Source organism: Streptomyces sp. NPDC044002, from assembly GCF_056434525.1.
Window position 1 is genome coordinate 55,553 of sequence record NZ_JBWKEZ010000017.1, and the last position, 19,129, is coordinate 74,681.

The following is a 19,129-nucleotide window of genomic DNA, read 5'->3' on the forward strand; positions in this document are numbered from 1 at the left end:
GTCAGGCCTCCGTTCCGGTGCTCTCAGCCGGAGCGGCGGCGGGAGCGTCGGCCTTGGGGGCCTCGGCACCAGCAGCCTGCTGCGGCTTGCGGCCACCACGGCCGCCGCGCTCGCCACCACGGCCACCACGGCCGGCGGGACGGTCGCCAGCGCCGGCACCACGGGCCGGGCGGTTACCCGCACGGGCCGCAGCGTTCTCGGCGCGAACCTCGGCGATGTTCTTGACGTCGCCCTTGTAGATCCAGACCTTCACGCCGATACGGCCGAAGGTGGTCTTGGCCTCGAAGAAGCCGTAGTCCACGTTCGCGCGCAGCGTGTGCAGCGGCACACGACCCTCGCGGTAGAACTCGGAGCGGGACATCTCGGCGCCGCCGAGACGGCCGCCACACTGGATCTTGATGCCCTTGGCGCCGGCCTTCATGGTGCCCTGCATGCTCTTGCGCATGGCACGACGGAAGGAGACGCGGGAGGAGAGCTGCTCGGCAACGGCCTGGGCAACGAGCTGAGCGTCGAGCTCGGGGTTCTTGACCTCGAGGATGTTCAGCTGGACCTGCTTGCCCGTGAGCTTCTCGAGGTCACCGCGGATGCGGTCGGCCTCGGCGCCACGGCGGCCGATGACGATGCCGGGACGGGCGGTGTGGATGTCCACACGCACGCGGTCACGGGTGCGCTCGATCTCAACCTTCGAGATGCCGGCGCGCTCCATGCCGGACGTCATCATCCGACGGATGGCGACGTCTTCCTTGACGTAGTCCTTGTACAGCTTGTCGGCGTACCAGCGGGACTTGAAGTCCGTGGTGATGCCGAGTCGGAACCCGTGCGGGTTTACCTTCTGGCCCATTACCGGGAACCTTCCTTGCTGCTGACGACCACGGTGATGTGGCTGGTCCGCTTGCGGATCCGGTAGGCACGGCCCTGGGCACGCGGACGGAACCGCTTCAGGGTCGGGCCCTCGTCCACGTACGCCTCGCTGATGACCAGCGTGGAGGCGTCCGGGTGGTTGTAGTTGTGCGCGGCGTTGGCAATGGCGCTGTCCAGCACCTTGCCGACCGGCACGCTCGCGGCCTGCGGGGCGAAACGCAGGACCGCCTGAGCCTCCGTGGCATCCATGCCACGGATGAGGTCCACCACGCGGCGGGCCTTCATGGGCGTGACGCGGATGTACCGCGCCTGGGCCCTGGCTTCCATGGTTGTCCCTTCGGTGTTAGTCATAGTCGTAACCACCCCGCGATTAGCGGCGCTTCGACTTCCGGTCGTCCTTGACGTGGCCGCGGAAGGTGCGAGTCGGCGAGAACTCGCCGAGCTTGTGGCCGACCATCGACTCGGTGACGAACACCGGGACGTGGGTCTTGCCGTTGTGCACCGCGATCGTGTGACCCAGCATGCTGGGGATGATCATCGAGCGACGGGACCAGGTCTTGATGACGTTCTTGGTGCCGGCTTCGTTCTGGGCGTCCACCTTCTTTACGAGGTGGTCGTCGACGAAGGGCCCCTTCTTGAGACTGCGCGGCATCTAAACCCGCTCCTAGCGCTTCTTGTTCGTCTTGCGGCGGCGGACGATGTACTTGCTCGAAGCCTTCTTCGGCGAGCGAGTACGACCCTCCTTCTGACCCCACGGGGAGACCGGGTGGCGACCACCGCTGGTCTTGCCCTCACCACCACCGTGCGGGTGGTCAACCGGGTTCATCGCGACACCGCGGACGGTCGGGCGGACGCCCTTCCAGCGCATGCGGCCGGCCTTGCCCCAGTTGATGTTCGACTGCTCGGCGTTGCCGACCTCGCCGACGGTGGCGCGGCAGCGCGCGTCGACGAGACGGATCTCACCGGACGGCATGCGGAGGTGGGCCATCACGCCCTCCTTCGCGAGCAGCTGCACGGAGGCACCGGCGGAGCGGGCGAACTTGGCGCCGCCACCGGGACGGAGCTCGATCGCGTGGATCGTGGTACCGACCGGGATGTTGCGGAGCGCGAGGTTGTTGCCCGGCTTGATGTCGGCCGTGGGGCCGTTCTCGATCCGGTCACCCTGCTGCAGACCGCGCGGCGCGATGATGTAGCGCTTCTCGCCGTCGGCGTAGTGCAGCAGCGCGATGCGCGCGGTGCGGTTGGGGTCGTACTCGATGTGCGCGACCTTGGCCGGCACGCCGTCCTTGTCGTGACGACGGAAGTCGATCACGCGGTAGGCGCGCTTGTGTCCGCCACCCTGGTGGCGAACGGTCACACGACCGGTGTTGTTACGGCCGCCCTTGCTGTGCAGGGGGCGGACCAGCGACTTCTCCGGCGTGGACCGCGTGATCTCGACAAAGTCGGCGACGCTGGAGCCACGACGGCCCGGGGTCGTCGGCTTGTACTTGCGGATACCCATTTCTCAGTCCTCGTCCGATTCCGGACGACTAGACCTCCGTTAGGAGGCCTGGCCGCCGAAGATGTCGATACGGTTGCCCTCGGCAAGGGTCACGATGGCGCGCTTGGTGTTGGCGCGCTTGCCGAAACCGGTCTTGGTGCGCTTGCGCTTACCCTGACGGTTGATCGTGTTGACCCCGGTGACCTTGACCGAGAAGACCGCCTCGACGGCCTGCTTGATCTGGGTCTTGTTGGCGCCGGGCGCGACGATGAACGTGTACTTGTTCTCGTCCAGCAGCGCGTAGCTCTTCTCCGAGACGACCGGCTTGATCAGCAGGTCGCGCGGGTCGGTGAAGGTCTTGCTGGTAACGGTCGCCTCAGACATCAGGCCTCGTTCCCTTCGGTCTCATCGGCCTTGGGGCCAGACACGAAGGACTCGAGCGCGGCCTGGGTGAAGACCACGTCGTCAGAGACGATCACGTCGTACGTGTTCAGCTGGCCCGGCTCCAGGATGTGAACCTGGGGCAGGTTGCGGGCGGACAGCCACGCCAGCTCGTCAGAGCGCTCGGCGACCAGGAGCAGGTTCTTGCGCTCCGAGATCTTGCCGAACAGCGTCTTGGCGGCCTTCGTGGAGGCGGCACCCTCGACCACGCCGGTGACGACGTGGATGCGGGAGTGACGCGCACGGTCCGAGAGGGCACCGCGGAGGGCGGCGGCCTTCATCTTCTTGGGGGTCCGCTGCGAGTAGTCACGCGGCACGGGGCCGTGGACGACGCCACCGCCGGCGAACTGCGGAGCGCGGGTCGAACCCTGACGGGCGCGGCCGGTGCCCTTCTGGCGGTAAGGCTTCTTGCCACCACCACGGACTTCGCCACGGGTCTTGGTCTTGTGCGTGCCCTGACGGGCAGCAGCCAGCTGCGCGACGACGACCTGGTGGATCAGCGGAACGCTGGTCTTCGCGTCGAAGATCTCCGCGGGGAGCTCGACGGTACCGGCCTTGTCGCCTGCCGGCGAAAGGATGTCAATGGTGCTCATTACCTCAAGCCCCCTTGGCCGCGGTACGGACCAGGACGAGGCCGCCGTTCGGACCGGGGACCGCACCCTTGATGAGGAGCAGACCCTTCTCCGCGTCAACCGCGTGGATGGTCAGGTTCTGGGTGGTGACGCGCTCGTTACCCATGCGACCGGCCATGCGCATGCCCTTGAAGACACGCCCAGGGGTGGCGCAGCCACCGATCGAACCGGGGGAGCGGTGCTTGCGCTGCACACCGTGACCGGCGCCGAGGCCCCGGAAGTTGTGCCGCTTCATGACACCGGCGAAGCCCTTGCCCTTGCTGTTGCCCGTGACGTCAACCTTGACGCCGGACTCGAACACCTCAGCAGTGATCTCCTGGCCGAGCGTGTACTCGCTGGCGTCGGAGGTGCGGAGCTCCACCAGGTGGCGGCGGGGGGTCACGTCGGCCTTGGCGAAGTGGCCCTTGAGGGGCTTGTTCACCTTGCGCGGGTCGATCTCGCCGAAGGCGATCTGGACCGACTCGTAGCCGTCGATGTCGTTGGTACGGACCTGGGTCACGACGCAGGGTCCGGCCTTGACGACGGTCACCGGGACGACACGGTTGTTCTCGTCCCAGACCTGGGTCATGCCGAGCTTCTCGCCCAGGACGCCCTTGATCTGCTTTGCCATCTTCTCGACGCCTCTCAGAGCTTGATCTCGATGTCAACGCCGGCCGGAAGGTCCAGGCGCATCAGCGAGTCAACGGTCTTGGGCGTCGGGTCGAGGATGTCGATCAGGCGCTTGTGCGTGCGCATCTCGAAGTGCTCGCGCGAGTCCTTGTACTTGTGCGGCGACTTGATGACGCAGTACACGTTCTTCTCAGTGGGCAGCGGCACCGGGCCCGCGACCGACGCACCAGTGCGGGTCACCGTCTCGACGATCTTCTTCGCCGAGGAGTCGATGACCTCGTGGTCGTAGGCCTTGAGCCGGATGCGGATCTTCTGTCCCGCCATGGCTACTCCGTAGTCCTGTCTCTGTGTGGAAACGCTCTGGCTCCCGGGAGGCTGCGGAACGGGGTTCCGCGGCTTCTCTCCGACCCACGCGGTCGGGCGTGTCGCACACCCTCTACAGAAAATTCCCATACGGAAATTCCCTCGTCCAAGGGGATGCGGTCCTGACCGCGTCTCGGGGGAGAAACACCCACCGAGTGCCTGGTGGGCACCGTGCTGACACTTCCCAGAAGATTCCCGTACGTCCGCCCTCATTGCTGCCCCGAAAGGCAGATTAAGGACGACGAGTACTGTGGGACTCGCTTCCGGTCCTCCCGGCGGGAGGCGCACAGCATCGGCACTCAACCGAGCAACTTGAGTAGTCTGCCATACGAGACACGTACCTGGCCAATCGGGCCGAAGAGAATACCCCGCCGCGCGGACACGTCAAACCGCGCCGCACCCTCTGCCCGGCGGGGTTCTCGCAGGCCGGGCCGCTGATCAGGTCCGGGACACGGTCCCGCAGCCCTCCTGGCCCTCGACCGTGATCTCCTTGCTGCGGTCGTACGGGTCCACCGGCGGCCCGGAGGGCGCCGTTCCGTCGTTGTCCGGGTCCGAGAAGAACGACGGGTGCAGGTAGCCGTCGAAGCGGTCGCAGGAGCTGTTGGCGATGTCCCGGTTGATCTGGAAGAGCCACAGCTTGCCGGCGGTGCCCTCCCACTTGTCCGGGTCCGCGATCGAGAAGGTGAACTCGCGGCGGACGATGGTCCGCGCGACGTCCTCGGGGTTCCCCCCGACCTTCGTGAACGGGTAGACGAACGAGTAGTCCGCCCGCACGTGGGCCTGCCCGGGCTGCTCGCCGGCCTCCACCCACATCCGGCCCCGCACCTTGACCACGTCGCCCGCCGGCTTCAGCTCGGCCGGGTCGTACCGGGTGAACCAGTCCAGCGGGTCCTGGTCCCGCCCCGGCTTCTCGAAGGCCTTCGCCATCGCCGTCCGGGTCTTGTCGTCCTTCGGGTCCAGCAGCGCCATCGCCGCCGCCGGCCGCTCCCCCCGCAGCGTGGCGGGGTCCAGGTTGGCCCCGACCAGGAACTGCTTCGCCTTCGCCAGCGCGTCGGCGACCGCCTCCCGGGACATGCCGCCGACGGCCGTCGCCTCCGGGACCTCGATGCCGGCGGCTCCGTCGGCCCACTGGGCGGCCGGCGAGCCCCGGAACGGCTCCTTCAGGGTCGGACGGTCCGGGTAGGCGGCCTCCGGGGCCGCGGTCGGACGTACCGACTCGGCGGGCAGCGGCGAGGCCTCGGCGGCCGCCCTGCGCGCTTCCGCCTTCCCCGTCACCCGGTCGATGAGCAGTTCCGGGCGTACGACGACCAGCGCGGCCGCCCCGATGGCAACGAGCGCCGCCGCGGCCTTCACGCGCCGCTTGCGCCGGCCGCGCCCCTCCATCTCCTGCCATGCCGGCCCGGTCCGCCACCCCTGCGGCTCGTCGCGTCTGCCGTCCTGCTGCCCCATGTGCTTCCCGCCCTGGTCGATCGCCCGTTCGTACTGCTGCGGAGCCTCTCACAACGCCTTTACGCGGGCTTTACAGGGGTACGACGAAGGGCCCCTCCCCCACCGCCGGAGCGGTGGGAAAGGGGCCCTCGCCTCAAACATGGTGCCCACAGGTGCGGGCTACCAGGTCAGAACACGAATTACTTCGTGATCTTGGTGACCTGGCCGGCGCCGACGGTGCGACCACCCTCACGGATGGCGAACTTCAGGCCCTCCTCCATGGCGACCGGCTGGATCAGCTGGACGGACATGTCGGTGTTGTCGCCCGGCATGACCATCTCGGTGCCCTCGGGGAGGGTCACGACGCCGGTCACGTCCGTGGTACGGAAGTAGAACTGCGGGCGGTAGTTGTTGAAGAACGGGGTGTGACGGCCACCCTCGTCCTTCGACAGGATGTACGCGGCGGCCTCGAACTCGGTGTGCGGCGTGACCGAACCGGGCTTGATGATGACCTGGCCGCGCTCGACGTCCTCGCGCTTGATGCCACGGAGGAGCAGACCGACGTTCTCACCGGCCTGGCCCTCGTCGAGCAGCTTGCGGAACATCTCGATGCCGGTGACCGTGGTGGTGGTCTTCTCGGTCTTGATGCCGATGATGTCGACGGTCTCGTTGACCTTCAGGACACCACGCTCGATACGACCGGTGACGACGGTGCCACGACCGGTGATCGTGAAGACGTCCTCGACGGGCATGAGGAACGGCTTCTCGGTGTCACGCGGCGGGGTCGGGATCGACTCGTCGACGGCCTTCATGAGGCCGAGGAGCTTCTCGCCCCACTCCTTGTCGCCCTCGAGCGCCTTGAGCGCGGAGACCTGGACGACCGGGAGCTCGTCGCCCGGGAAGTCGTACTCGGAGAGGAGCTCACGGACCTCGAGCTCGACGAGCTCCAGGATCTCCTCGTCGTCCACCATGTCGGCCTTGTTCAGGGCGACGACGATGTACGGAACGCCGACCTGGCGGGCCAGGAGCACGTGCTCCTTGGTCTGCGGCATCGGGCCGTCGGTGGCGGCGACCACGAGGATGGCGCCGTCCATCTGCGCGGCACCGGTGATCATGTTCTTGATGTAGTCCGCGTGACCCGGGCAGTCGACGTGGGCGTAGTGACGCGCCTCGGTCTGGTACTCGACGTGCGCGATGGAGATGGTGATACCGCGCTGGCGCTCCTCAGGAGCCTTGTCGATCTGGTCGAAGGCCGAGGCCTCGTTCAGGTCCGGGTACGCGTCGTGCAGCACCTTGGTAATGGCGGCCGTGAGGGTCGTCTTACCGTGGTCAATGTGACCGATGGTGCCGATGTTGACGTGCGGCTTAGTCCGCTCGAACTTCGCCTTCGCCACGGGGGTCCTCCTGGAGAGTGGTTCTGTACGCCTTACAGATCGGCGCCAGGTGATCTTTGCTGGAAAGCCGGGTTCCCCGGGGCAACGGGAGGTTTGCTCCTGTTGCCCCAGAGGCTCCGGTGACAAGCCTAAAGCGTGTACTCGGAAGAGTTACTCGCCCTTGGCCTTCGCGATGATCTCCTCGGCGACGTTCCGGGGAACCTCGGCGTAGGAGTCGAACTGCATCGAGTAGCTGGCGCGACCCGAGGTCTTGCTGCGGAGGTCGCCGACGTAGCCGAACATCTCCGACAGCGGCACGAGGCCCCTGACGATCTTGGCTCCGTGACGGTCCTCCATGGCCTGGATCTGGCCACGGCGGGAGTTGATGTCGCCGATGACGTCACCCATGGACTCCTCCGGCGTGGTGACCTCGACGGCCATCATCGGCTCGAGGAGCACGGGAGAAGCCTTGCGCGCGGCCTCCTTGAAGGCCTGCGAACCGGCGATCTTGAAGGCGAGCTCGGAGGAGTCGACCTCGTGGTAGCCACCGTCGAGAAGCGTGACGCGGACGCCAGTCATCTCGTAGCCGGCCAGGATGCCGAACTGCATGGCTTCCTGCGCACCGGCGTCGACCGAAGGGATGTACTCCTTCGGCACGCGGCCACCGGTGACCTTGTTGACGAACTCGTACGCCGGACCATCGGCGTCCGTGATCGGCTCGATCGCGATCTGCACCTTGGCGAACTGACCGGTACCACCGGTCTGCTTCTTGTGGGTGTAGTCGTGACGCTCGACGGCCTTGCGGATCGTCTCGCGGTACGCGACCTGCGGCTTGCCGACGTTGGCGACGACCTTGAACTCGCGCTTCATACGGTCGACCAGCACCTCGAGGTGCAGCTCGCCCATACCGCCGAGGATGGTCTGGCCGGTCTCCTCGTCCGAGTGGACGTGGAACGACGGGTCCTCTTCCGCGAGGCGCTGGATGGCGACACCCAGCTTCTCCTGGTCGCCCTTCGAGGCGGGCTCGATGGCGACCTGGATGACCGGAGCCGGGAAGTCCATGGACTCCAGGATCACGGGGGCCTTCTCGTCGCAAAGCGTCTCACCGGTGGTGGTCTGCTTCAGGCCCATGACGGCGACGATGTCGCCGGCGCCCACCGAGTCGATCTCCTCACGCTTGTTCGCGTGCATGCGGTAGATCTTGCCGATGCGCTCCTTCTTGCCCTTGACGGAGTTCTGCACCGCAGTGCCGGCCTCCAGGCGGCCCGAGTAAACCCGGACGAAGGTGAGCTTGCCGAGGTGCGGGTCGCTCATGATCTTGAACGCGAGCGCGGCGAGGGGCTCCTCGTCCGACGGCTTGCGCTTGACGACGACCTCGGCGTCCTTGACGTCGTGGCCCTCGATGGCCTCGATGTCGAGCGGCGACGGGAGGTAGCGCACGACGGCGTCGAGCAGGGGCTGGACGCCCTTGTTCTTGAACGCCGTACCGCAGAACACCGCGGTGATCGTGGGCTCGCCCTTGCCCTTGCCGGAGCCGAGGATGATGCGGCGCACGGCCGCGTGCAGCTGCTCCTCGGTGGGCTCGACGCCCTCGAGGAAGAGCTCCATCATCTCTTCGTCGTTCTCGGCGACCTGCTCGACGAGGGTGGCGCGCCACTCCTCAGCGAGCTCGGTGTGCGAGGCCGGGATGTCGACGACGTCGTACATCTCGCCCTTGGTGGCCTCGGCGGACCACACGAGGGCCTTCATGCGGACGAGGTCGACGACACCCTGGAAGTCGGCCTCGGCACCGATCGGGAGCTGCATGACGATCGGAACCGCACCGAGGCGGTCCTTGATCATGTCGACGCAGCGCATGAACTCGGCGCCGGTGCGGTCGAGCTTGTTGACGAAGCAGATGCGCGGGACGCCGTAGCGGTCCGCCTGACGCCAAACGGTCTCGGACTGCGGCTCTACGCCGGCCACACCGTCGAACACGGTGACGGCGCCGTCGAGGACGCGGAGCGAACGCTCCACCTCGACGGTGAAGTCGACGTGACCCGGGGTGTCGATGATGTTGATGGTGTGGTCAACATCTTCGAGCGGCCAGTGGCAGGTGGTGGCGGCAGACGTGATGGTGATACCACGCTCCTGCTCCTGCTCCATCCAGTCCATCGTGGCAGCGCCGTCGTGGACCTCACCGATCTTGTACGACACACCGGTGTAGAACAGGATGCGCTCGGTGGTGGTCGTCTTGCCCGCGTCGATGTGGGCCATGATGCCGATGTTGCGCACCTTGGCCAGGTCAAGCGAAGTGGTAGCCATATCGGCTCAGTCTTCTCTCGGTCTCGATGTGGGTTGGGACTACCAGCGGTAGTGCGCGAAGGCCTTGTTGGACTCGGCCATCTTGTGCGTGTCCTCACGCTTCTTGACGGCAGCGCCAAGACCGTTCGAGGCGTCGAGCAGCTCGTTCATCAGGCGCTCGGTCATGGTCTTCTCGCGGCGGGCGCGGGAGTAACCCACGAGCCAGCGGAGGGCCAGGGTCGACTGGCGACCCGGCTTGACCTCGACGGGGACCTGGTAGGTCGCGCCACCGACACGGCGGGACTTGACCTCGAGGGACGGCTTGACGTTCTCCAGCGCGCGCTTCAGCGTGATGACCGGGTCGTTGCCGGTCTTCTCGCGGAGGCCTTCCATGGCGCCGTAGACGATGCGCTCGGCGGTGGAGCGCTTGCCGTTCAGCAGGATCTTGTTGATGAGCGAGGTCACCAGAGGAGATGCGTAGACCGGGTCGATGATGACCGGGCGCTTCGGGGCGGGGCCCTTACGAGGCATTCTTACTTCTCCTTCTTGGCGCCGTAGCGGCTGCGGGCCTGCTTGCGGTTCTTGACAGCCTGGGTGTCAAGCGCACCGCGGATGATCTTGTAACGAACACCCGGCAGGTCCTTCACACGGCCACCACGCACGAGCACGATCGAGTGCTCCTGCAGGTTGTGTCCCTCACCCGGAATGTAAGCGGTGACCTCGATGCCGGAGGTCAGACGCACACGCGCGACCTTACGGAGCGCCGAGTTCGGCTTCTTCGGGGTGGTCGTGAACACACGCGTGCAGACGCCGCGACGCTGGGGCGAGGCCTCGAGCGCGGGGGTCTTTGTCTTCTCGACCTTGTCCTGCCGGCCCTTACGGACCAGCTGCTGGATCGTAGGCACTACTTCTCCGGTTTCTGTGTGCCGTGTAGTGAAGCTAACCTGGAACTTTGCCGACCCACGCGGTCGGGTGTGTCGGATCCGGCGGACCTCCCCGCAAGCGCGGAAAGACGCGTGGATCGCAGTGGCCGTTGACTCTCGCGTGCGGTTGATGGACACGCACGGGAGCCCAGGCACACCCCAGGCACAAGGTCTGAGCGTACCCACCGCATCCACTCCGGTCAAAACATAAGCCGCCCCGCCGCCGCCGCGACGACCGCACAGCTCAGGCGCCGCACGGGCGGGAAGCCCGGGACCGGGGTGGGCGCGCGTACCGCGCACGGGCGTGGTAGGGAGGGCGAACTACACTGCGCAGCGAATCCCAGCGAGTCAGTCCAAAACGTACGAGCGCCAGGAGCAGGACATTGGGGACGGTCACACCGCAGCCGACGACGGCGGGGAACCCGCCCCCCGACGGCGGCCGAACCCCCACGTCACAGCGGCGCGCCGCACTCTCCCGGCTGTACGGGCCCCTGCTCGCCTTCCTCGTCACCTCGGGCGCCTTCTGCGCCGCCTGGGCGGCCCGGGGCACCTTCCCCTTCGGGGACAAGGGCCGGGCCATCAACGACCAGGCCAACCAGTACGTCCCCTTCCACCGGGCGCTGTGGGACCTGGTCCACGGCCAGGCCGCCGGTGACGTGCTGTTCACCTGGCGGGGCGGCTTCGGACAACAGTTCCTGTCCGACTACTACACCTACCTGGGCAATCCCTTCTCCTGGCTGGCCGTCCTCGTGCCCCGCGAGCACGTCGACCTCGCCGTCTTCGTGATCACCCCGGTCACCATGGGCACCGCGGCCGCGGTCATGACGGTCTACCTGGGCAAGCTGCACCCCGGGCCGTGGTGGCAGCGCGGCGTGCTCGGGGCGACGTACGGCCTGTGCGGCTGGGCCCTCAGCGACGCCTCGTACATCCCGATGTGGCTCTGGGGCCTGGTGGCCCTCCCCCTGCTCGGCATCGCCGTCGAGTGGTGCCTGGAGGGGCGCCGCTGGACGGGGGTGGCACTGCTGGTCGCCCTCGCCTGGTTCGGGAACTTCTACACCGCGATGATGGCCACGATGGCCGCCTGCGTACTGCTGGCCATCCGCCTGATCACCCTGGAGCTGACCGGCGCCCAGCGCCTGCGCGCCCTCTGGCGCGCGGCGACCGCCGCCGCGACCGGCATCCTCCTGACCCTCCCCCTCCTCCTGCCGTCCTTCCTGTCCAGCGGGGCGGCGCAGCCCACCAAGGCCGGCGCCTTCGACCCGGTCCGGATCGAGATCTTCCTGTCCGGCATGCTGCCGGCCACCCACCTGTGGGGCGGCCGCCCGCGCCTGTACGTGGCCTCGCTGGGCCTGATCCTGGCGGGCAGCTTCCTCCTGAACACCCGGATCGCGGCCCGTACCCGCCTGACGTGGGCGGCGGCCACCCTCCTCGTCCTGGTCTCCTTCCAGTTCCCCCCGACGCAGTACGTGTGGCACGGCCTGGCGGTGCCGAACGGCAACCCGTACCGCGAGGCGTTCGTGTTCAGCGGGATGGTCGTCGTCCTGGCCTGGCTCGCCCTGGCCAACCGCCCCCGTCCCCTCCACCTGGCCCTGTCGGCGGCCCTGCTCCTGCTGGCCACCTTCGTGCTCCGCCACACGAACGACTTCGGCGGCTGGACCTGGCCGGCCGTCCTGGGAGGCGGCGCGGTCTCCCTCCTCGCCCTGCTCCTCCTCACCCGGTCGGACGGGCACCGCGCCCTCCTCCCCCTGGCGGCCCTCCTCATGACCGGCGTGGTCTTCGCCGAATCGACGGTCGCGGCGGCCAACGCGGACGCCCGCCGCTCCCGCGAGCGCTGGGCGGCCCCCGTCCCGACCTCGAACCGCTCGATCACGAACCACTTCGAGGCGGTCCGGAGCGTGGACGGCTGGCCCGCCTACCGGACGGACTCGGGCGCGCCGCAGACCTCGTACAACGACGCCCTCGCCCTTCAGGCGGAGGGCCCGCAGTACTACAGCAGCTACCTTCCGGAAGCGACCTACCAGGCCCTGGAACCCCTCGGCTACGGCTTCAAGAACGACGGCCGGACCTTCTTCGGCGCCGACAACCCGGTGCTCGACGCGATCTTCTCGATCGGCGCCCGCGTCCACCCGGGCCCCGTCCCGGGCACCTGGACGGCGCTGAAGCAGCCCGCTCCGCCCCTGGTCACGCTCCGCACCACCCCCTACACCTCCCCCAACCCCGCGGACTCGGTCTACGCCCACCAGGAGAACGTCCTGGGCGCCACGGTCTACGAGGTCCCGGGCACCACCCGCACGGGCACCCCGACCACCCAGACGTACGCCGCCCGGTGCACCCCGGGCTCCGAGGCCTACTGGTACTCCCCCGCCCTGTACGGCACCCTCCGCACCGGGCGCACCGAGCTCCCCCTCATGGACCGCATGACGGGCGTCGTCCCCCTGGGCCCGGTACCCGCCTCGGGCGAGGTCACCGCGACGGTGGAGACCCGCACGGAGAACGCCACCGCCGGCCCGACCCCCATCGGCTGCCTGGACCGGACCGCCCTGGACACCCGGATCACCGCCCTGAAGTCGACGGGCGCCTCTTCCGTCCGCATCGGCGGCCACACCCTGGAAGCCACCCTCCCCCCGAACACCTCCGGCACCGCGGTCCTGGCGGTCACCAACATCCCCGGCTGGCAGTGCTCGGCCCCGATCCGCGACTTCCACGGCCTCCTCTCCCTCCAGGTCACCCCGACCACCCGCACCCTCTCCTGCACCTTCACCCCGAAGGGCCTCCCCCAGGGCCTCGCAGCCGCCGCCCTGGCCCTCCTCACCCTGGCGTCGGTCACCACGGCCGGCTACCTCAGGCGCCGCCGCGAAATCCGCTGATCCACCGCCGCGCCTCCCCGGTGGCCAGTACATTGACCGCCCTGACGACCGGGGGGCACGCATGGCAGCGGAGCACGTGGCGGATGACGGAGGGCTGGACGACCGTGTCCCCTTCCTGGCCCGCCTGGAGGACGAGGACGGCGCAGCGTTACGGGCACTGGGCCGCGAGCTGACGTTCGCGACCCGCGCGCACCTCATCCACCAGAACGAACCCGCCGCCCACGTGCTGCTGATCCTCCACGGCTGGACGAAGGTCACCACCTCCGCCTCCAACGGCAAAGAGGCCCTGCTCGCCCTGCGCGGCCCGGGCGACATCGTCGGCGAATCCGCCGCCCTGACGGGGCGCGCCCGCTCCGCCACCGTGACCGCGCTCGAACCGGTGCGCGCCGTGGCCGTCGCCTCCGAACGCTTCCGCGGCTTCCTCGCCCGCGTCCCCTCCGCCGCCTTCGAGCTCCTGGCCCTCACCGCGGACCGCGCACGCGCCGGCGACCGGAGGCGGCTGGAGTTCGCCTCGCTGAGTGTCCGCGAACGTCTGGCGGTGCTCCTCCAGGACCTGGCTCATACGCACGGGCGGCGCACCGGGGAAGGCATCGAGATCACCGTCCCCCTCAGCAAGCAGGAGATCGGCGGAGCCATCGGGGCCTCCCGCGAGATGGTCCAGCGCGAGCTCAAGCACCTGCGCGACCGCGGGGTCGTCATCACGGGCCGCCGCACGACGGTGATCGCACGGCCGGGCGTACTGCGCCGGATCGCGCAGGCGCAGGGCGAGGGCTGACCCGTCCCCTTCAGTGCAGGCCGTCACACTCCGGGTGTGTCATCCGCCCTCTCGGCGGCGCGCCCGCCTGCGCCACCCTCTTCTCACGACCCGTCACCACGGGAACCCACCACGAGAGGCGATCATGACCAACCCGCTGCCCCGGAGCTTCCTCCTCGTCGACACCGAGCGGTTCAGTGACCGTGACGACGTCCAGCAGACCTACCTGCGCCGGATGCTGTACGACGTCGTGGACCGGACCCTGCTCGCCGCAGGGGTCGACAGGACGTTACGGCTGCGCGCCGACCGGGGCGACGCCGTCATGGAGCTGATCGACCCGCACGTCCCCCTGAACGTGCTGCTCCGCACCCTGCTGACGGAGGTCCCCGCCCAGCTCCGCGCGATCAACCGGTTGGCGGCCAGCTCGGCCCAGCTCCGGCTGCGGGTCGTGCTCGCGAGCGGCATGGTGATGATCGACGAGCACGAGGGCTGGGTGGGCACCGACCTCAACGAAGCCTGTCGGCTGCTGGACGGCGAACCGCTGCGGGCGGCGCTGCGCGAGCGGACGGACGACTACGCCCTCTGCGTGTCCCCCTCCGTTCACACCGGGATCGTGCGGCACAACCACCCGGGGATCCCTGCGGAGGAGTTCCACGAGGTCACCGTGGACAGCAAGAACGGCCCGCTCCGGGCCTGGCTGCACGGCCCCCTGCCGACGGGATCGGTCACCGGACCCGCGTCGGCCCCCGCACCGGAGGCCCCACGAGAACCCGGACGGGCGGGAGAGGGAGGGGAGACCGCCGGCGAGGGCCGGCCGGACACCGCCGGCATCCGCTTCCAGGGCGTCAACGACGGAATCCTCGCCAATCACATCGAGGGCAACGCCGTCCGTGCCGGCGTGGTCCACGGCGACATCATCTTCGGTGACCGCCGGTGAGCGACCAGCCGGACCAGACCGCGGACCCTGCCGAAGAGCCCGAGCAGGCAGCGGCGGAGGACGGGGGCGCGGCCGAAGAGGAGAAGACGGCCGAGGAGGAGGCCCAGCAGCCCTGGGCCACCCGACGTGAGCTGCATGCGCACGCACCGAAGTCGATGGCGTTCGACGGCACCAACCACGGCGTCGTGGCCGACCGGATCTTCGGCAACGTCACCACCGAGATCCACTACAGCTTTGGCGGGCTCGGGAGCGACTCCCCGGCATCGGGGGAGATCCCGCCCGCGTACCTGGACCGGCTGTCCGCCGTCTTCGTCGACGAGGGCACCCGCTTCGCGCAGCTCCGCGACCGGCTCCTGAAGGAGCAGGTCCTCGTGCTCACGGGCACGCCCTTCACCGGACGCCGGGCCGCCGCCCTGATGCTCCTCCGCTCCGTGGGCGCCACCCCGGTGCACGCCCTGGACGCCACCACGGCCCCGGGGAAGCTCGCAGGCCTGTTCGGCACATCCGGCAAGGCAGCCGGCTACCTGCTGTGCGACCTGAACACCAGCCGTGACGACCCCCTGCGCGAAGCGCAGTTCAACAAGCTCCGCGACCTCATGCGCGAACGGAAGACCCATCTGGTGATCACCACCGGTGTGGGGTCGTACCTGGAGGGCGCCATCCGCCCGGAGGAATGGAAGCCTCCGGGCCAGAAGGCGGTCCTGGCCGCCCGGCTCACCGTGGACGTCGGAGCCGAGGCCGCCGCCCGTCTGCTCGCCCTTCCGGCCGTCGGCGAGTTCCTCTCCCGTGACCACCAGCTCCGCGAGGTCGTCGGGTACGCGACAGAGTTACGCCAGTACGCGGTGGGCCTGAGCGACGCGAGCGAGCTGGCCGACTACTCCCTGCGCGCGCTGAAGGACCAGGTGCGCGAGTGGTTCGCGGAGCCCGAGGAGATCGTCCACCTGCGGGAGAAGGCCTTCCTCATCGCCCTGGCCGCCTTCGACGGCGGCCCGTACGCCCTGACGGCAGAGCTCAGCGACCTGCTGTACTCCCAGCTCCAGCGGGTCGGCGACCCCAAGCGGTACGAAGCCATCCCCGTCTTCAGCACCCACATCGGCAAACGGCTCCAGCTCGCCCGGGCGCGCACGTACCCGGAGCGCGAGGACACCGAGTGGGGCAAGGTCACCCAGGTCAAAGCGGCCTTCCTCGACGACCGGACCGCCCTCGTCCTGCTGCCGGAGGTGTGGACCGGCCATCCCGCCGCCCGGCCCGCCCTGGTGAAGTGGCTGAACCAGCTGGCGGACGACGGCCGGCCACTTGTGCGCACCCGTGCCGCGGCCACCGCAGCCGTACTCGCGCGCACGGACCTGCCGTCCGCGATGGCCCTGATCATCGAACCCTGGGCCCGCTCGGACAGGGCCCGGAGACGGACGACGGCAGTCAGCGCCCTCACCCTCGCCCACCAGATCGACGCGCCGAACATCCCCCGCATCGTCGACGCCTGGAGCGCGGACGCCGACGACCCCCGCCCCTGCTGGGTCGGGGTGCGGGCCCAGGGGCTGATCGGGACCGAGCGCCCGGAGGCCGCCCTGGCCGCCCTGCGCGCACAGGCACACCGGCAGCACGGCAAGAAGAAGCCGGACCAGCAGGTGCGCGACGAACTCCCGAAGTCGGTCGCCCTCCTCCTCCTGTCGCCCCGGGCGGACACCGTCCTCGCCGAACTGTTGCGGGCCCTCCCTGACCACCGTTCGGCCCACGAACTCGCCGTGCGCGGCTTCCTCACCGCCTGCGGCCGGCGGGACGAGGAGGCCGGGCACGGACGCCCGCTGGTCCTCGACTGGTACGCGCGCGCCGACCGGGACGACACCCCGACGGCGCCCGCGATCGTGCGGCTCCTGCGCGACGCCCTCGACGACCGCGCCTACACGGAGGACGCCGAGCAGGTGCTGCGCGGCTGGATCCGGGCCGCCGACCAGGACGAGAAGACGGAATGGGCGCTGGCCTCGCTGCTGTCCAGGCTGGCCGCGACCCCCCGGGAGACCTCCCGCCTGGACTACCTGCTGCGGAACCCGCAGGGCGCGGACGGCGGCCCGTATCCGGAGGCCGCTACCCGCCTGCGCGTCGCGCTCACCCGCCCCACGCCCGCCTGAAGGGAAGGCCCGCACGATGTACGACTACGACCAGCACGCCCAGCGGCACAGCAAGCTGACCGACCCCGTCGTCACGGTCCGCCAGATCGGCCGCTTCGATTTCGGCGGCAGGGGGGCGACCCGCATCGACCACGCCCTGGTCTACGCGACGCCGAAGGGCACGTACGTTCCGTACCTGCCGCCGAACCGGCCGCGCCCCAGGACCGCACGCCTCTACACAGCCGTGTACGAGGTGGACATGGGGTCGCATCCCGTCCGGGCGGAGATCGCACTGCCCAGCGACAACGACGCCCACGAGTTCACGGCGACGGTCGAGCTCACCTGGCAGGTCGCGCACCCTGCCGTGTACGTCCAGAGCGGCTGCCGTGACGTCCCCCGGCTCCTGCTCGGCGAGCTGGAGCAGTCCTGCAGGCCGGTGACCCGCGGCTTCCACATCGGCGGCAGCGCGGCTGCCGAGGAAGCGCTGCTCGCCACGGTGGGCGCGGGCAAGCCGCTGGGCGAAGGCGTGGGACTGCGCGTCGACTGGACGGTGCGCCTGCGCCGCGACGCCGACAACATCGAGCACGAGCGGCGCCTCCAGGCGGCCCGCCACGAGCTGGAGCTCCAGCGGTACGAGGCCCAGAAGATCGCCTTCTACCAGCAGCACTTCGCCCGGGGCGGCGTTCAGGCCTGGGCCCTGCATCTGGCCCGGCACCCCGAGGACACCCGGCTCGCACTCGACAGCATGGAGAAGCACCAGCTCGCGCTCCTCCGCTCGCAGCTCGACCAGGTCAAGACGCTGCTGGGCCCGGACGGCGGTGAGGCCCACGAGCTGGACCGCACCCGGCAGCTCATGATCGAGCAGATCAACGAAGCCCTCGCGCCCCACCCCCGTGCCACGCTGCCCACGCCGGAGCTCCCCGAGCTGCCGCCCGGTTACGGACGCCGCCCCCATCCGCCCGTCGACCCGGAGCAGGCGCCGTGACCAAGCCCGCCGAGTCGCCCGGGCCCCCGCCCGAGTACCCCCGGTACCCGGAGGCCCCCGCGCCCGCGCCCGCGTACGTCCCCTCCCAGCCCCGGCCTGACCATGACCACCTCGGCTATCGCCACCCACCGGGCACCCGCGTCCACTACCGCGCCCGGCAGCGCACCGCGGACGCCACCGCCCTCGGCCGGCTCGCCCTCCACCTGCCCGGATTCCTGACGAGCCTGCTCGTCGTGCTGGGAACGGCCACGCTGCTGGAGGCCTGGCTCGGGCTGCCGGCCTGGGTGCCGACCGCACTGTGGCTCGTTTCCGGGGCCCTCACGTTCCACCGGCCCAGCGAGCGCTTCCTCGCCCGCCACCTGCTCCGGCTCCAGCATCCGCTCCCTTCCGAGCTGGCGGTGCTCGCCCCCCTGTGGCGTGAGGTCACCGCCCGCGCCGGGGTGGACGGCACCGGCTACGAGCTGTGGATCGAGGACAGCGACGACCTGAACGCCCTCGCCGCCGCCGGCCACATCGTCGCCGTCACCCGGCGCGCCCTGGAGCGTCTGCCCGAGGCCCAGCTGGCCGCGGTGCTCGCCCACGAGCTGGGCCATCACACCGCCGGGCACGCGTGGACGGGGCTGCTCAGCTGGTGGTACGCGCTCCCGGGCCGGCTGGCCTGGCTCGGCCTGGCCGCGGGCACGGTGAAGCTGATACGCATCGCGAGCGGATTCTCGTACGTGGCCGCAGGCATCCTGATCGTCCTCTTCGGCTGGCTGGTCTTCGCCACCCTGACCCTGACCTACGGCCTGCCGCTGCTCCTCCTCGCGCTGCCCTACTTGTCCGCCGCCGTCGGACGCCGCGCCGAACTCCGGGCCGACCGGCACGCGGCCGCACTGGGCTTCGCTCCGATGCTCTCCCGGATGCTGCACGACGTACTGGCCGAGGAGGCCCCTGCTTCCGGCGACGACGGCGTTCTGTCGCGGCTGCTCTCCACCCATCCCGACCACCGCACCCGCCTCCACCACCTCCAGCGCTACCTGGAGCCCCGGGGCTAGGAACGCCGCAGGGCGGCCACCCTCTCGGGTGACCGCCCTGCGGTTACT

The 19,129-nt window shown here is 69.5% G+C and carries 19 protein-coding genes; 6 read left to right on the top strand and 13 right to left on the bottom strand.

Annotated features, from left to right (window positions below; all coding sequences use genetic code 11):
- Window position 1: 1 nt before the first annotated feature.
- From rpsC to rpsL, 13 genes are all read right to left on the bottom strand, one after another.
- Window positions 2-841, bottom strand: a complete 840-nt coding sequence (gene rpsC, locus AC07A6_RS15560; protein WP_007265905.1) for a 30S ribosomal protein S3 — start codon at window positions 839-841, stop codon at window positions 2-4.
- Entirely contained in the window at window positions 841-1,188 is a 348-nt protein-coding gene (rplV, locus tag AC07A6_RS15565) for a 50S ribosomal protein L22 (RefSeq protein ID WP_007265904.1), read from the bottom strand. Before rplV ends, rpsC begins: the two co-directional genes overlap by 1 nt.
- A gap of 43 nt (window positions 1,189-1,231) precedes the next feature.
- Window positions 1,232-1,513, bottom strand: coding sequence for a 30S ribosomal protein S19 (rpsS, locus tag AC07A6_RS15570; protein WP_007265903.1), 282 nt, complete (start codon window positions 1,511-1,513; stop codon window positions 1,232-1,234).
- A 12-nt stretch (window positions 1,514-1,525) separates the two neighbouring features.
- Window positions 1,526-2,362 carry a 50S ribosomal protein L2 gene (rplB, locus tag AC07A6_RS15575; protein WP_007265902.1) on the bottom strand — a complete coding sequence of 279 codons (837 nt, stop codon included), beginning with the start codon at window positions 2,360-2,362 and terminating at the stop codon, window positions 1,526-1,528.
- 39 nt (window positions 2,363-2,401) lie between these two features.
- The gene (gene rplW, locus AC07A6_RS15580; protein ID WP_007265901.1) at window positions 2,402-2,725 is read right to left on the bottom strand and encodes a 50S ribosomal protein L23; all 324 of its coding nucleotides are present in this window, start codon (window positions 2,723-2,725) and stop codon (window positions 2,402-2,404) included.
- Complete coding sequence (rplD, locus tag AC07A6_RS15585; protein WP_042812330.1) at window positions 2,725-3,375, bottom strand: 50S ribosomal protein L4; 651 nt, start codon at window positions 3,373-3,375, stop codon at window positions 2,725-2,727. The genes rplW and rplD overlap by 1 nt, the downstream gene beginning before the upstream one ends.
- Window positions 3,376-3,379: 4 nt before the next feature.
- Window positions 3,380-4,024, bottom strand: coding sequence for a 50S ribosomal protein L3 (gene rplC / locus AC07A6_RS15590; protein WP_007265899.1), 645 nt, complete (start codon window positions 4,022-4,024; stop codon window positions 3,380-3,382).
- Between the two features lie 14 nt (window positions 4,025-4,038).
- Entirely contained in the window at window positions 4,039-4,347 is a 309-nt protein-coding gene (rpsJ, locus tag AC07A6_RS15595) for a 30S ribosomal protein S10 (protein ID WP_003948644.1), read from the bottom strand.
- Between the two features lie 477 nt (window positions 4,348-4,824).
- Window positions 4,825-5,835: a hypothetical protein gene (locus tag AC07A6_RS15600; RefSeq protein ID WP_478777424.1), complete on the bottom strand. Its 1,011-nt coding sequence runs from the start codon at window positions 5,833-5,835 to the stop codon at window positions 4,825-4,827.
- A 179-nt stretch (window positions 5,836-6,014) separates the two neighbouring features.
- Entirely contained in the window at window positions 6,015-7,208 is a 1,194-nt protein-coding gene (gene tuf / locus AC07A6_RS15605) for an elongation factor Tu (protein WP_125817857.1), read from the bottom strand.
- 150 nt (window positions 7,209-7,358) lie between these two features.
- Window positions 7,359-9,491 (bottom strand): elongation factor G, encoded by a 2,133-nt coding sequence (gene fusA / locus AC07A6_RS15610; RefSeq protein WP_362460555.1) that lies wholly within the window; start codon window positions 9,489-9,491, stop codon window positions 7,359-7,361.
- Between the two features lie 39 nt (window positions 9,492-9,530).
- Window positions 9,531-10,001 (bottom strand): 30S ribosomal protein S7, encoded by a 471-nt coding sequence (gene rpsG / locus AC07A6_RS15615; RefSeq protein WP_007265894.1) that lies wholly within the window; start codon window positions 9,999-10,001, stop codon window positions 9,531-9,533.
- A 2-nt stretch (window positions 10,002-10,003) separates the two neighbouring features.
- Window positions 10,004-10,375, bottom strand: coding sequence for a 30S ribosomal protein S12 (gene rpsL, locus AC07A6_RS15620; protein ID WP_007265893.1), 372 nt, complete (start codon window positions 10,373-10,375; stop codon window positions 10,004-10,006).
- Window positions 10,376-10,776: 401 nt separating this feature from the next.
- On the opposite strand from rpsL, the gene AC07A6_RS15625 reads away from it, so the two are divergent.
- From AC07A6_RS15625 to AC07A6_RS15650, 6 genes are all read left to right on the top strand, one after another.
- The gene (locus AC07A6_RS15625; protein ID WP_478777425.1) at window positions 10,777-13,260 is read left to right on the top strand and encodes a YfhO family protein; all 2,484 of its coding nucleotides are present in this window, start codon (window positions 10,777-10,779) and stop codon (window positions 13,258-13,260) included.
- Window positions 13,261-13,321: 61 nt separating this feature from the next.
- Window positions 13,322-14,035: a Crp/Fnr family transcriptional regulator gene (locus AC07A6_RS15630; RefSeq protein ID WP_478777426.1), complete on the top strand. Its 714-nt coding sequence runs from the start codon at window positions 13,322-13,324 to the stop codon at window positions 14,033-14,035.
- 124 nt (window positions 14,036-14,159) lie between these two features.
- Window positions 14,160-14,951, top strand: a complete 792-nt coding sequence (locus AC07A6_RS15635) for a hypothetical protein (protein WP_478777427.1) — start codon at window positions 14,160-14,162, stop codon at window positions 14,949-14,951.
- Window positions 14,948-17,080: a hypothetical protein gene (locus AC07A6_RS15640; RefSeq protein ID WP_478777428.1), complete on the top strand. Its 2,133-nt coding sequence runs from the start codon at window positions 14,948-14,950 to the stop codon at window positions 17,078-17,080. The genes AC07A6_RS15635 and AC07A6_RS15640 overlap by 4 nt, the downstream gene beginning before the upstream one ends.
- A 16-nt stretch (window positions 17,081-17,096) precedes the next feature.
- Window positions 17,097-18,044, top strand: a complete 948-nt coding sequence (locus tag AC07A6_RS15645) for a hypothetical protein (RefSeq protein WP_478777429.1) — start codon at window positions 17,097-17,099, stop codon at window positions 18,042-18,044.
- Complete coding sequence (locus AC07A6_RS15650) at window positions 18,041-19,081, top strand: M48 family metalloprotease (protein ID WP_478777430.1); 1,041 nt, start codon at window positions 18,041-18,043, stop codon at window positions 19,079-19,081. Before AC07A6_RS15645 ends, AC07A6_RS15650 begins: the two co-directional genes overlap by 4 nt.
- The last annotated feature ends 48 nt before the right edge of the window (window positions 19,082-19,129 follow it).